Source organism: Sulfitobacter sp. S190, assembly GCF_025141935.1.
GTDB lineage: Bacteria > Pseudomonadota > Alphaproteobacteria > Rhodobacterales > Rhodobacteraceae > Sulfitobacter.
Window position 1 is genome coordinate 56333 of record NZ_CP081125.1, and the last position, 13472, is coordinate 69804.

Genomic DNA, 13472 nt, shown 5'->3' on the forward strand with positions numbered 1-13472 from the left:
TGTGCAGCCCTTAGTCCGCTCGCAGATCAGGGAGGGTGAACTCCATGAAGCGCTGTTCCTCGGCGATAGCGGCCGCATCAATCACACCGCCGGTGCCATCCCCCACGGTCTGCACAGCTTCGAGCTGCCACATGGCGACGAGCGCGATAGCGAGTTCGGCCGTGACGCGGGTGTTGAGATCGACGCTTTCCTTGAGCTCATCCATATCGTCGATGAGCCCAACGAGCCGTTCGACGCGTTCCAGCGACTGCCCGGCATCGTCATAACTGTTCTGGGCGGCAGCAGAGACGAGCGCGCCGGTCGTGGCCTGCGTGGCAATCCGTTCCGCCCCGGGATTGCCGCTGCGCGCCATCTCCGCGAGCGTGTCGTCGTCGAACCCCAGATCGGCCAGAACCTGGTCCATCTGTGTTTCAATCTCGCTGGCACCGGAGCCGCTCAGGCCCGAAAAATCCCCGGTTCGGATGGCGCGGATTGTGGCCAAAATATCCCCGAACTCCTGGTCCAGTAGCCCGTTCAATTCCTCTTCCATTTCGGTCTGGATGATCTCCGGGAGCTCGGCGAGACGTGTGAGCGCCTCATAGGTCCGCTGCAACTCCGCGAGCTGTTCCGTGAGGGTGGCCAATTGTTCGCGGAGCTGCAGCAACTGCTCGTTTTGTAAAAGTTCGTCTTCGATCATCTGTCGAAGCTGCTGGATGTTCTGGGTGATGTTCTGTGTGTCGACGACCGGCACGCCCTGAGCATGGGCCGGAGCTGGCGAAAGGGCGGGACTCAGAAAGGTGAGTGCTCCGATGAGTATGGGTGTGGGCAGCGCCGACGTGCGGAAGGGGTTCAATCTCATCAGTCCAGGTCCTCCAGTGTAAAGTCCATGAATTCCGCTTCGGCCATGCGAGCGGAGGCTTGGGCGAGTTGGGATGCCGTTAGCGGCTGTGTCCGTGCGGCTTGCAATCGGATCCGTGCGGCCATCAATCGGACCAGTTCGGCGCGGGCATAGGTGTTGAGCACCATGCTCTCCTGAATGTCCTCGGTCTCGCGAATGCGTCGCACGATGTCCTGGATGCGTAGGGCTGCTTGCCGGATCGCGGCGGGGGAATTGCTGCCGTAGAAAGCCGCGCCGTGACCTGTCAGGGAGAGATTGGCGTTGGCCAATAGCGCCGGGTCGATGGTGCCGAGGGCCTCGATACCGCCAATGCGGGCGAGGTAGAGATTGTAGCGTTCCGGGATGACCTGAACGTAGTGCTGGGTTTCCGCGAAGGGCGGCACGCCGCCATATTCGATGACGCGACCCGGTCCGGCGTTATAGGCCGCCAGCGCGTTGATGATGTTGCCGTCGAAGCTGTTGAGCTGTGCCGCAAGATAGCGCGCGCCACCTTCGACCTGCAGATACGGGCTATCATAGTATTCGGGGTTGATCCCGAGATCGGAGGCCGTGCCCGGCATGATTTGGGTGAGGCCGAATGCGCCGACGGGCGAGCGCGCGCCGATAGAAAAGCGGCTTTCCTGCCAAATGAGTGCTTGCAGAAGCGCGCGCCATTGCACGACGGACAGGCCCGCACGGCTGATCCCGGGCCGGCCATGAGTTTCCTGGGCCACCCGGATGATCAACTGCTCGATGTTCTCTCCCGCATCCCCGAACATTAACGCGCCGCCGGGGTTGGGATCGAGATTACCGGTGCCATAAACTGCTTCTGCGCTTCGCGCATCATCGCCGCTGCCGGACTCGAGCGTCGACACCATTGCGGGCAAGCCCTGTCCGCCGAAACTCGTCTGTGCATCGAGTATGCGCTGCAGGACTGCGAGCTGCTCTTGCTCGATTTCAGTGAGAAGTTCTTCGATGGCCAGCGTCTCGCGTTGGATGCCAAGATCAGTCTCGCGGTGGCGGGTTTCGACAAGATCGCGGGCTGTCAGACCAGAGTCGTTGGTAGGAACGCCCTGAGCGGCCGCCATACCGGGCAGCAGGCACAGCAAGAGGATATGAGGAATCCTAAACCTCAACGTCGGCCTCCGGTGTCTCAAGTGGTTCAAAGATGCAGTTTGGTTCGATGGGCGCGACGGCTGCTCGAAAGGCGAAGCAGTTGACCGTGGGCTCACGATATTGCGCACAGGCGGTTAACAACCCCACTAGAGCAAACAAGACGAAAGTTCGGATCATGAAAGCCTCCAGAATTCGGGACGGTCACGGTAGTCGGTGCCGACAAGCGCCTCGCCTTTTTCCATCCCGCCGAGCATTGTGAGAAAGGGACCGAGGGCTGAGAGATCGGCGTCGACGACAACCGAGCCGGTGTCGTCGCGGATCAGGGCCAGACGGCTGTCGCTGCCGGTGTTCAGCAGAACATCAAGCTCTTTCTCGAAGAGGTTCAGCATCGCGTAATCCGAGGCATGGGCGCGGATGTTTGGCAGCAGGATCTGGGTGGGAACGGCTTCGACGATGGTCTTGCCCGTTCGCGTCCGTTCAAGCTGGCTTGCGTATTGGGTCATCATGACAGCGACGGTGTTCTGCTTTCGCGCCGTCACCAGCCAGTTGGAGAGGCGTTCGGCAAAATACGCGTTGTCGAGTGCCTTCCAGGCCTCGTCGATGACGATGATCGTCGGGCGGCGATCCTCGATTTCGCGCTCTACCCGGCGGAAGAGGTAGCTCAGAACCGCCATGCGTTCTTTTTCGGATTCTGAGTCCAGGATGCCCGTGAGATCGAAGCCCACCACATCGCCCTCGAGTGAAAAGGTGTCTTCGAGGCTTTGCCCGAAGATCCAGCCGTAGCGACCGTCTTCGGTCCATTCGAGCAGTCGCTGGTGCAGATCGCCATCGTCGTCGGTGGAGACGAAGAGGGAGGCGAAGTCCTTCCAGTTGCGCAGCTGCGGATTGGCCGCGCCCGCATTCTGGCGCACCACCTCCTGGATGCGGTTGTTCTGGGCGGGTGTCAGGGGTTTGTCAGAGCGATAGAGCAGGGATGCCAGCCAGTCCGAGAGCCACGCCATGCCGCGATCATCAGTCTCGGTCCAGAGCGGGTTGAGACCGGTTGCTTGTCCGGCTTTCACAGACGCATAGCGCCCGCCATTGGCGCGCACGGCCATCTCCATGCCGAGCCGGTAGTCGAAGACAAAGATGCGCGCTCCGACCCGACGGGCTTGGGTCATCAGAAAAGCCGAGAGGACGGATTTGCCGGACCCAGGGCGGCCGAGGATCAGCGTATGGCCCCCGGTCGGCTCTTTGTCTGGGGAACCTTGCTCGTGATAGGAGAACCGGTATGCACTTTGCTCGGGCGTCGGGAAGAGTGTTATCTCCTCGCCCCAAGGAAGCTGGTGTTTGTCTTTGCCGAGCTGCGTGCGATGCAGGGGCGCGAAATCCGCGAAGTTGCGGTTGGTCACAGCACTGGCCCGCACGCGTTTGGGCTGGTTGCCCGGATGCTGACTGAAGTAGTGGGTCTTGGCGGCCATGCGCTCGCCGATCATCTTCACGCCCTCGGCTGCGGCGGCATTGACGATCTCGGCCCCGAGGGTCTGCAATTCGTCGAGCGTGTCGCAAAACACGGTCACGACCATGTGGTGCTCGCCAAAGCTCTGGCGTTTTGCTTCAAGATCGTCGTGCGCGATGTCGAGGGCTTCGAGGAGCGACAGCGCGGCATCTTGGGAGGCCTGCATCTGGCGCTTCTGCCGCTTGATCCGGCCCGCCATCAGGTTGGAATTGATCGGCGTGAAGGAGTGCGTGACGATCATGTCCACCGGCAGGTTCAACATGTCGAACATCGTGCAGGTGGTGGCCTCGGAATATTCGCCGATGGTGAAGCTTTTGCCGTAGCGGTGTCCCACCACGCCTTCGGTCAGCTCGAAATGCTCATCGAAGAAAGTGACGCGGGTATTGGCGACGTTGGTGGCGAGGAAGCCGTATCGGTTCGCCGGGTAGAGAGGCCGTTCCTGACCGGTGTTCAGAGCACCGAGAAACCCGACCAACTCGCCCGATTGTGCGGATAACAGCCGTGGTTTTAGGTCCGCCAGTCCAGAGGCGAATACGCCGACAGCTTCCTTCAGCCGACGGACCCGCTTCCGCGTCTCGGCCTTGAACCGCTCTGGATCGCTCCGATTGATAAAGCCCAGAAAGCTTTTCGGCGGCGGTCGATGGATGATTGTGAGTGTGAGCGTCTTGTCGCGCAGGCCGGACTGCCCAAGCTTCTCGCGCCATCTCTTATCAACCGCCGCCGCGAAGTGATCACCTGGGACGGGGAGGAGGTCCGGAGTGATCGCTTTCGAGACTTTGTGAACGTAGTAGCTGAACTCGGGCCCAAGCTGCGCTATGATCCGGGCGAAAAGCGCGGTCACCTTGTCGAGATAGGCATCATCAGTCGTGTAGCTGTTCACGCCGCTGAGACGAACACACTGGAAGAGCTCGTTGACCCGCGTGCGTACCGTGTGCTCATCGACCAGGCTGACATAGGGCAGCATATGCGCGAGGTGTTTCTCGCGGACATACCAGTCCGGCATGAGCGTGCGTTCATCCAACGTATCGTCACGGGGCATAGCTGTCGCCTCGGTGAATGCTGCGATTCCGCGTCGGGGGCGTTTCCTGCAGCGCTGTCATCATCACGTCGATGAAGCGCGGGTCCCAATCGGCGGCTTTCCAAAGCACCGGATAGAGGATGGCTGCGACGCCGAGCACGGCGATGTGCTGGATCCACACGAAGAGCAGCACCGACCCGAAGAGCCAGACCATGGCATACATAATCGGCAGCCCGAGGAGCTTCGGCGGGCGGACGAGGCCGAGAAACAGTGGGGATCGTTCAGCCATGCCGGGTCTCCCTCAGGCGCCAAAGACAGCGGCGACGATTGTGGGTGCGGCGGCAACGCCTGCGATACCCACCAGCACCCACAGGGCTTGCCGCAGATCGATGATGTTGAAGAACCAGCTCAGGAAGACGCCAAGCACGGCGAGGGTCGCGATCACGACGCCAAGCGGGCCGGTGAGGGCATCCACGATACCCTGCAACAGACTTTGGATCGGGGAGAGATCGATACTTTGGGCAAGCGCGGGCTCAGCCGCGAGTGCGAAGAGAGAGACAAATAAGATAAGGAAATGCGTCGGCTTCATGGGGTCGCTCCTTCCAGCCGGTTGAAGACGGCCAGCACACGCCGGACGTGGTTTTGGGTTTCGGGAAAAGGAGGGAGGCCGTCGTATCGCCGTACGGCGTCGGGGCCAGCATTGTAGGCGGCTAAGGCGAGGCGCACGTCGCCGAACTCCATGAGCAACAGTGCGAGGTAGCGCGCGGAACCATCGAGGTTTTGTGGCCAATCGTTGGGGTCTACGCCAAGCTCGGTTGCCGTTGCGGGCATGAGTTGTCCCAAGCCAATCGCCCCGGCAGAGGAGACTGCGCTTGGATCATAAGCACTCTCTATCTCGATATTGGCCCGATAGAGGTTCAGCCAATCGGTAACCGAGATATCCGCAGCGCGCAGCCCCGGATGACCAGCATAGCGCAGTCCTGTGTCTTCAATGGCGGCGAGGATTTCGGGGCGGGGAGCGATCGCTCTCGGTGCCACGGCAGCAACGCGAACCTCTTCGCCGTCCGCCACGTCTTCTCCGAAGATGATCAGACCGGTCTCGGCAGAACCTTGACCAATTCCGTCATTGTAGTTGCGTGCAAAACGCTCTTGCGCCTGTGACGGACGAAGGGATCCGTCCTCCTCCATCACCAGCACCATCTGTGCCGCTGCAGGAGAAACCAGACATGAGAAGAGAAGGGCGTTAAGTCCGGCTTGCAGCCAATTCTTCGCTCGAGAGCTTGAGCTCCGTCCGCTTACCTTCCTCGAGCGGGATGTCGACATGGGAGAAGCCGATCCCTTGCAGGAAGGAGATAACGCCTGTGACCGTTTTGATCTCGCGGATCTTGATGTCGTTCCGAGATGTGCGTGTGCGCGCGGTGACCAAGAGCTTCTCGAGCCCTTCATCGCTAACTGCGCGCATAATCCAGACCCCGTGCCAGTTGGGGCCCTTCTTGTAGGCTGCTTCCTTGCAGACAACTTCCACGCGATAGCCTTCGGCGACCAGATCGCGGAATCTGGGTTCAGTGACCACATTCGGTGCTTCTTGTTCTAGGTCCATCACCCGGATCATATTCTCCCTAAAGGCGAAGACCAGGGTATCAGGAGTTGATGCCCAAGCCTACGATGCTATATAAATGACCGCAAGATATTATTTTGTCGTTGCGGCTGTACTCTGGTCGCGCACCCATTAGGCACGCGCCATGGATTCTATCAAGGTTTTATGGGGGCCAAAGAACCTCCGGTTGTGCTGCCTGCCAGGGTGCCAGGCTATAGCTTTGTCGTTGTTTTTTGGCAGCCATGCTGCAGCTGAAACCTGCCTTGCCCCTCAGCGTCCATTCGTTCCGAGCGACCCCCAAGCGGCACGGGAATACGCGGACATCATTCGGTTGGACTTCGAGAGCTACATTGGCGATATCCAGAATTACTTTCGTTGCCTGGACGACGAGCGTGCGCGCGCTTTTGAGGAGGCGCGCGAAGTCAGCCAAGAGTATGGTAGGTTCTTGGCAGCTACTGCGGAGTAGAGTCCTGCTCATAATGTCCTATCTTCTCTTTGAAGCACACCATCACTGGTCGGGTTAAGCACCAACGCCATCGCGCTCTGATTCCGACGATACTCCCATTTTGGGGTTAATCCTATATCGGGAGTAGCTGGTCCTGTCGAGAGGGCGGACAGGGCAGTTGGCAGGAACACTTCATACAGAGGCTTATAGGGACGTTGTGCGATTTCTGATCGAGCTTCGGGCTCGAGCAGGACTGTCTCAAGCAGATCTCGCAAAGCGGTTGGCGAAGCCGCCTTCGTTCGTCGGGAAATACGAGACCTGTGAGCGGCGGCTCGACGTCATCGAGTTCTTGGTTTTACTGCGCATACTGAACTCAAGTTTCGAGGAGTTCCAGCGAGAGACCAAGGTTCGGGTTCCAAATTCGCTGTGAGGTTGCGCATCGTGCGTGGCCTACCCCGAATTCGTCGTTTTATCATAATTTTCTCGAGCTTGAAGAATGACCAAGCGATTCTCATCCGCCCATGTCGCGAGTGGCACCAACTGCTCAACCAGAGATCGCCCAAGATCGGTCAACTCATAATCAACCCGAGGCGGAATTATAGGCGTGACATCGCGGGTTGCGAATCCGTCGCGCTCTAATTTCCGAAGCGTTTGTGTGAGCATTCGTTGCGACACATCTGGGACAAGACGCTTAATTTCAGAAAACCGTTTTCGACCCGATTTTAGGCCCGCCAGAATGAGGATCGTCCATTTGTCACCGATGTCTTTCAAAACATGGCGTACCGGGCAGATTTCGGGATCGTAATCACCCTTGTACGAGCCATCGAGAAAATCTTCTGGCCACCTTCTAAAGGTTACTTTTTGGGAACTTGGTTCTGAATTAGTGCCGTCTTCCATCGTTTCCCTCTCGTTTGTAGACCAGATCTCAAAGAGTAACTCGATCTCATTCTGAGAGCAAAGGAAAGTCGATATGAAAGCTGCAGTCATAACAGGGTTTGGAACACCATCAGTGTTTCAAACAACCAATGTCTCGCGCCCAGTTCCAAAAGCCCACGAACTTCTGGTCCGTATAGAAGCGGCAGGGATCAACCGGCTTGATCATTACATCAGAGAGGGCGGCGTCAACCCCGATCTCACGTTTCCCCATATCCTTGGGTCGGATGCGGTTGGTGTCGTAGAAGACGCAGGCAACGATGTGACAGGCTTCTCTGTAGGTGAACGCGTTATTCCGATGCCTGGTTACCCGACAAACCCAACAGATGACGGCGCCGATGTCCTAGCGGTATCTCCATCATATGCAATCCGAGGGTTAGCAGAAAATGGTACTTATGCCGAATACATGACTGTCCCAGCCCGCTGGACACTGAAGGCGCCCGAAGGAATATCTGCAGTCGATTTGGCAACTCTGCCAATGGCTCTGGTTACCGCTGTGCGTGCAGTCAAGGTCGTTGGCGGTGTCAAGAAGAACGACACCGTTCTTGTTCAAGCAGGCGCATCGGGGACTGGGTCCTTTATGGTTCAAGTTGCCAAAGCACTTGGCGCAAAAGTTGCGGCGACCGTCCGGTCGGAGGAAAAACGTGCTTTTGTCACAGGGCTTGGCGCAGACCTCGTCGTCAACATGAAAGAGGACACGCTGAACACCGTACGAGAATGGTCCGGCGGTGGAGTAGATGTCGTGATCGACAATCTGGGTGGCGAAAGTTTGGCACGATCAGTCGAGATGAGCCGCCCTTTGGGTTTGACTGTTCTCATGGGGAACGTACTGGGGCTTGAATCCGTCCTTCCTGTACGAAGCGTCTTCTTTCCGCAGAGGCGGATCGCGGGAACGCTAATGGGTGGTGTAGACGACCTTGAATGGGGGCTGGGACAGGTCCAAACCGGAACAGTCAAGCCAACTCTCGACCGGACGTATTCGCTGGATGAGGCAGAAGCCGCCCATATCCGGCTGGCGGCGGGAGACGCAGTCGGCAATATCGTGTTTGAAGTGAGTTGACCCATGAATGGCATTAACCTCCCCGAACCACCTCCCCCTGCGGGAAAGTATGCACCGGTGATAGTTCGGAGCGGATTCGGTTTTGTTTCGGGTCAATTTCCAATTTCGGATGGTAAGCTGGTGTTCAACGGTCAGGTCGGAAAAGACCTGAGCGTTGAACAGGGTCGTCAGGCTTGCAGGATTGCGGCCCTAAACGTGCTTGCTCAAATTGCGACCGTGACGTGTTCATTCACAAACTTCGAGGGGCTGCTGCGGCTTGATGGCTATATCGCGAGCAGCGATGATTTCTTTGACCAGCCTGGTATTCTGGATGTGGCCTCGCATTTATTCACGGAAGTTCTTGGGGAGAGCGGCAACCACGCTCGAACTGCGTTTGCCGTGCCACGGCTGCCATTGAACGCGCCAATCGAACTTTGCGTCACCTTTACCGCCTAACTGATTGTGCGTTTTCGTCCCGGAATTGATCTAGATTTGTAGGGGAACGTCCAATGTTGAGCGAACAGATTCAAAGCGACAGAAAGATAACTGAGATCGTGGACGCTATAGTGACCGGAGGTGTGGCTAGAGCCCGGGAAACGCACGAACCACCTCTTACGGGTGATTTTCTGGTCTGCCCAGCCAATCCTAGGGAAAGAGGCGCAAATCTTGCTTCGATCAGTGTCCCATGCTGAGAGTTTCAGAAGGCGCGCCTTCACACGCAACCCGAATATCGCAATCGGCTTTGGATTTACCATTTGTTCGAGACAGGCTGACCTTGGGGCTCTTGTTTCCAATCGAAAGCTATGCTGGCGATATGCCAATGATGATCGGTCAAGAAATTCTCGCTCAGCGGGCAGAAGCGCTGGGTTTTACCGCACTCTGGTTTCGCGATGTTCCACTTAGAGTGCCGAGTTTTGGCGACATGGGCCAAGTGTATGATCCGTTCGTCTATATGGCTTGGATGGCAGCGCACACGTCGAGAATCACTTTGGGAACTGCAGCCAGTATCCTGCCATTGCGACATCCACTTCACACCGCAAAGATGGCGGCCTCCCTTGACCAATTGTCGAAAGGTCGGATTTTGCTGGGAGTGGCAAGTGGGGACCGAGCCCAGGAGTATCCCGCCTTCCGTCAGGATATCGAAACACGCGGCGAAGCCTTTCAGGAAAGTTTTAAAATCATTCGGGACGTTCTAGGTGGGTCGTTTCCTTCCTTCCATAGTGAATTTTTCGGGACGATGAGTGGCACATCGGATTTGCTTCCCAAGCCGGCACAGCCCGAATTGCCCCTGTTGGTTGTAGGTGGCGCACAGCAGGATCTTGGGTGGATCGCGCAACACTCCCGCGCATGGGTTATGTACCCCAGACCCATAACAGAACAGAAACAAGTCGTTCATGCTTGGCAAACGGCGCTCCGGAAGGCAGATGGAGTTGAGAAACCATTTGCCCAGTCGCTATATATCGATCTGTCGGAAGATCCGAATTCTCCGCCAACATCCATCCACCTCGGATTCAGATCGGGTCGAAACTACTTGCTAGGGCATTTGAATGAGTTGCGCAGCATCGGTGTGTCTCACGTGCTGTTGAACTTAAAATATGGGGAACGACCTGCAGCGGATGTCGTCGAAGAATTGGGTGCTTTTGTAATCCCGCAACTGATTTGACTGCGCGCTCTGACTTGTGGTTGGACGAAAGAGAGACTTAGCCATGCAAAACGATGAAGTACAACTTGCCCGCGGTGATATCGAACGGATTGTCACAACGTTCTATTCGAGAGTACGTACCCATAGTGAACTTGGACCGGTGTTTGACGTGCACGTCGCGGATTGGCCTGCTCATGAGGAGAAAATTGCTCGGTTCTGGGCTAACGCAATATTAAAGGAGCGCAAGTATTCGGGCAATCCGATGAAGGTTCACGCCTCCGCTGGCAATGTGCGGCCGGAACACTTCAAAATGTGGCTCGACCTCTTCGATGAGGTACTGGATGAGGAGTTGTCGAATTCGATGTCTTCGGCTTGGTCACGTCTGGCTCATCGCATTGGACAGGGTCTTGTATACGGGCTGCAACTTCAACAGACTTCCGACCAGGGCGATCCCCCGCAACTATGAATAGGCATCCGCCACCAAGAGTAATTTGCGAACTAGCTGTTCGCCACAATGATCCACGCAATTACAAGAGCGACGATCAGATAGACCAGTGTATTGATCATCCAGCGAATGAGACCGGCATCTGCTTCTGGGTCAATGCCCAAACGCTCGCAAAACTTTGTGCCGGGCCAAAGAACTAAGTTGGCGACACTGAATCTCGTGTTCTTTTTCATGATTGTTTATCCACTGGCTTAAATTACTATTCGGCGTGAAACCTAGTCCGGGTTTTTTGGGCGCCAGTACTCATTCGCAGCTGCAACCGTTTGAAAATTCGTTGCTACCACATGGGACGCAAGTGTCAGGCTGTCGGCGCTCTCGGCATAATCTGAACGAAGACGTTCGCGAGTATCTGCATCGGGCTGGGTGACTTTCACGGCCATGCGGGACAATTTGACCGCGAGTTGAAAGCCATCTTCTGGCGTGTCGGTTTTGAGCGTGGGCAACCATGTCATTCGTTAGTCCTTTTCTGCAATGGCGTGAGGCGCACTTGGTTTGACGAGCGCGACTGAAGCATCATGTGTTGTGTCGGGATATTTGGCGAAGAGCGACCGGATCACGGTCACTCTTTACTGTCGAGCGCATCCAGTTCTTCTGGCGTAAAAAGACGAGATCTTGCGAGAAAGCGGCGTTCTCGTCCGTTGTCCAGGCTGAACATACCTCCGCGCCCTGGCACGACGTCCAGGATCAATTGAGTATGTTTCCAGACTTCGAATTGCGGTCCCGATATCCAAACTTCGGCTTTTTCGACTTCTCCGAGCTTCACATCGGTTTGCCCGATAAGAAAGTCGTCCTTCGGGTAGCACATCGGAGAAGAGCCGTCACAACACCCGCCCGACTGGTGGAAGAGGATGTCACCGTGATCTGATTTGATATCCGCGATCAGAGCCCGGGCGGCGTCAGTTGCCACAACTCTGGCCAACTGCCCATCGGCCGAAATCGGACCCTCGTCAGAGACGCATGAAATTCGGGAGTTTTGCATGAAATCTGCTCCTTGAGACCTTAGGATGCGCGGAGTCAAACTGACTCCGCGCCTTTTTTGCATGACCGGTATTAGAAGAACCCGAGTTTGTTCGGGTTGTAGCTGACCAGCATGTTCTTGGTCTGTTGGTAGTGGTTCAGCATCATCTTGTGGTTCTCGCGACCGATGCCGGATTGCTTGTAACCACCGAATGCTGCATGCGCTGGGTAGAGGTGGTAGCAGTTAGTCCAGACCCGGCCCGCTTTGATGCCACGGCCGAAGCGATAGCAGATATTGGCTTCGCGCGACCATACACCTGCCCCAAGTCCGTAGAGCGTATCGTTGGCAATCTCGAGCGCCTCGTCCTCATCCTTAAAGGTCGTCACCGAAACTACGGGCCCGAAAATCTCTTCTTGAAAGACCCGCATTTTGTTGTGGCCCTTCAGAATTGTCGGCTTGACATAGTATCCGCCTGCACAATCCCCGGGAAGGCTGGCGGCCTCGCCTCCAGTCAGCACTTCGGCGCCTTCCTGTTTTCCGATATCGAAATAGCTGAGGATCTTCTCTTGCTGCTCCGAGGAGCACTGTGCACCCATCATCGTGTCGCCGTTCCGGGGATCGGCTTGGATAATGGCCTCTGTCCTCGCTATGGCCCGCTCCATGAACTGATCATAGATGCTTTCGTGGACGAGGGCGCGCGAGGGGCAAGTGCAGACCTCTCCTTGGTTGAGCGCGAACATCACGAACCCCTCAATCGCCTTGTCGAAAAAGGCATCATCCTCCTGAACCACATCAGGGAAGAAGATGTTTGGACTCTTGCCGCCGAGTTCCAACGTCACCGGAATGATGTTCTCGGTGGCGTATTGCATGATCAATCGCCCGGTCGTGGTTTCGCCGGTAAACGCGACCTTTGCAATCCTGTCTGAACTTGCCAGCGGTTTTCCAGCTTCGAGACCAAAACCGCTCACGATGTTGAGCACGCCTGGCGGTAGCAAGTCACCGATCAGTTCGGCGAAAACCAGAATGGTTGCCGGCGTTTGTTCTGCAGGTTTCAGGACAACACAGTTTCCGGCCGCGAGGGCGGGTGCCAGTTTCCATGCCGCCATGAGCAGCGGGAAGTTCCAAGGGATGATCTGGCCCACGACACCGAGCGGCTCGTGAAAGTGATAGGCCACTGTATCATCATCAATTTCGCCCATCGTGCCTTCCTGAGCGCGGATCGCTCCGGCAAAGTAGCGAAAATGATCGATGGCAAGCGGCAGATCGGCGGCACGCGTCTCGCGGATAGCCTTCCCATTGTCCCAGCATTCGCAGATGGCCAGCAATTCGAGGTTGTCTTCCATCACTTGCGCGATCTTCATCAACGCGTTTGCGCGATCGGTGGTGCTGGTGCGAGCCCATCCATCTTTGGCCGCATGTGCAGCGTCGAGCGCCGCTTCGACATCATCCTTATCAGAGCGGGCGATCTCACCGATCGCCATTCCCGTAACAGGGCTGATGTTTTCAAAATACCGGCCGGCCTTGGGTGGCCTAAACTCACCGCCGATAAAATTGTCATAGCGTTTGGCAAATGGTGACACATGCGTGCCTGCATCAATAAGCGTCATATCGTTCATGATTGTCTCCTCCTGAAGGCCAGCGCCTTTTCCTGGGCGCATTGGTAGGAAGGATCTTCACTTCGGTGCCGCCGCAAGTCATTGCACGCAGTGAACAGACTTGCGTGAACTGTCTCAGCATCGGGACAGATGGACCGCTTTTTTGCTCGATGCTTACGCAACTCTGGCGTCCAAACGCGCTGAGCAACAAGAACCACTAGGAGAAAGCAGCATGTGTGATTCTGATTAAATATTATGCAAACTTTCCTA

18 protein-coding genes are annotated in these 13472 nt (G+C 56.7%); 6 read left to right on the top strand and 12 right to left on the bottom strand.

The features are described from left to right. Positions 1–10: 10 nt before the first annotated feature. The 7 genes from K3756_RS19385 to K3756_RS19415 form a co-directional block, all read right to left on the bottom strand. Entirely contained in the window at positions 11–838 is an 828-nt protein-coding gene (locus K3756_RS19385) for a type IV secretion system protein (RefSeq protein ID WP_259994380.1), read from the bottom strand. Next, positions 838–1944: a lytic transglycosylase domain-containing protein gene (locus K3756_RS19390; protein WP_259994579.1), complete on the bottom strand. Its 1107-nt coding sequence runs from the start codon at positions 1942–1944 to the stop codon at positions 838–840. The genes K3756_RS19385 and K3756_RS19390 overlap by 1 nt, the downstream gene beginning before the upstream one ends. Before the next feature lie 201 nt (positions 1945–2145). Beyond that, positions 2146–4509, bottom strand: a complete 2364-nt coding sequence (locus K3756_RS19395) for a type IV secretion system protein B4 (RefSeq protein ID WP_259994382.1) — start codon at positions 4507–4509, stop codon at positions 2146–2148. Beyond that, positions 4499–4777: a type IV secretion system protein VirB3 gene (locus K3756_RS19400; RefSeq protein WP_259994385.1), complete on the bottom strand. Its 279-nt coding sequence runs from the start codon at positions 4775–4777 to the stop codon at positions 4499–4501. The genes K3756_RS19395 and K3756_RS19400 overlap by 11 nt, the downstream gene beginning before the upstream one ends. A 12-nt stretch (positions 4778–4789) precedes the next feature. Then, a complete protein-coding gene (locus K3756_RS19405; protein WP_259994387.1) occupies positions 4790–5077 on the bottom strand; it encodes a TrbC/VirB2 family protein in 288 nt (95 codons plus the stop codon). Next, complete coding sequence (locus K3756_RS19410; protein ID WP_259994389.1) at positions 5074–5688, bottom strand: lytic transglycosylase domain-containing protein; 615 nt, start codon at positions 5686–5688, stop codon at positions 5074–5076. Before K3756_RS19410 ends, K3756_RS19405 begins: the two co-directional genes overlap by 4 nt. A gap of 43 nt (positions 5689–5731) precedes the next feature. Continuing rightward, a complete protein-coding gene (locus K3756_RS19415; protein ID WP_259994580.1) occupies positions 5732–6088 on the bottom strand; it encodes a hypothetical protein in 357 nt (118 codons plus the stop codon). Between the two features lie 142 nt (positions 6089–6230). Here K3756_RS19415 and K3756_RS19420 point away from each other — a divergent pair, with 142 nt between their 5' ends. Next, positions 6231–6551, top strand: a complete 321-nt coding sequence (locus K3756_RS19420; protein WP_259994391.1) for a hypothetical protein — start codon at positions 6231–6233, stop codon at positions 6549–6551. Between the two features lie 196 nt (positions 6552–6747). After that, positions 6748–6960 carry a helix-turn-helix transcriptional regulator gene (locus tag K3756_RS19425; RefSeq protein ID WP_259994393.1) on the top strand — a complete coding sequence of 71 codons (213 nt, stop codon included), beginning with the start codon at positions 6748–6750 and terminating at the stop codon, positions 6958–6960. A 20-nt stretch (positions 6961–6980) separates the two neighbouring features. Here K3756_RS19425 and K3756_RS19430 read toward each other — a convergent pair whose 3' ends face one another. Continuing rightward, on the bottom strand, positions 6981–7427 hold the full coding sequence (locus tag K3756_RS19430; protein ID WP_259994395.1) for a helix-turn-helix domain-containing protein: 447 nt from the start codon (positions 7425–7427) through the stop codon (positions 6981–6983). Positions 7428–7500: 73 nt separating this feature from the next. Here K3756_RS19430 and K3756_RS19435 point away from each other — a divergent pair, with 73 nt between their 5' ends. The 4 genes from K3756_RS19435 (at position 7501) to K3756_RS19450 (ending at position 10610) form a co-directional block, all read left to right on the top strand. Further along, positions 7501–8523 (top strand): zinc-binding alcohol dehydrogenase family protein, encoded by a 1023-nt coding sequence (locus tag K3756_RS19435; protein WP_259994397.1) that lies wholly within the window; start codon positions 7501–7503, stop codon positions 8521–8523. A gap of 3 nt (positions 8524–8526) precedes the next feature. After that, positions 8527–8958: a RidA family protein gene (locus K3756_RS19440; RefSeq protein WP_259994401.1), complete on the top strand. Its 432-nt coding sequence runs from the start codon at positions 8527–8529 to the stop codon at positions 8956–8958. Positions 8959–9187: 229 nt separating this feature from the next. After that, the gene (locus K3756_RS19445; RefSeq protein WP_259994403.1) at positions 9188–10165 is read left to right on the top strand and encodes an LLM class oxidoreductase; all 978 of its coding nucleotides are present in this window, start codon (positions 9188–9190) and stop codon (positions 10163–10165) included. 43 nt (positions 10166–10208) lie between these two features. Continuing rightward, on the top strand, positions 10209–10610 hold the full coding sequence (locus tag K3756_RS19450) for a group III truncated hemoglobin (RefSeq protein WP_259994406.1): 402 nt from the start codon (positions 10209–10211) through the stop codon (positions 10608–10610). Positions 10611–10642: 32 nt separating this feature from the next. Here the strand turns inward: K3756_RS19450 and K3756_RS19455 are convergent, their stop codons facing one another. The 4 genes from K3756_RS19455 to adh form a co-directional block, all read right to left on the bottom strand. Continuing rightward, positions 10643–10822: a hypothetical protein gene (locus K3756_RS19455; RefSeq protein ID WP_259994408.1), complete on the bottom strand. Its 180-nt coding sequence runs from the start codon at positions 10820–10822 to the stop codon at positions 10643–10645. A gap of 42 nt (positions 10823–10864) precedes the next feature. Then, positions 10865–11101, bottom strand: a complete 237-nt coding sequence (locus tag K3756_RS19460; protein WP_259994410.1) for a hexameric tyrosine-coordinated heme protein — start codon at positions 11099–11101, stop codon at positions 10865–10867. 107 nt (positions 11102–11208) lie between these two features. Beyond that, positions 11209–11628, bottom strand: a complete 420-nt coding sequence (locus tag K3756_RS19465; RefSeq protein WP_259994413.1) for a DUF779 domain-containing protein — start codon at positions 11626–11628, stop codon at positions 11209–11211. A gap of 71 nt (positions 11629–11699) precedes the next feature. Further along, positions 11700–13223 (bottom strand): aldehyde dehydrogenase, encoded by a 1524-nt coding sequence (gene adh / locus K3756_RS19470; RefSeq protein WP_259994417.1) that lies wholly within the window; start codon positions 13221–13223, stop codon positions 11700–11702. Positions 13224–13472: the final 249 nt, after the last annotated feature.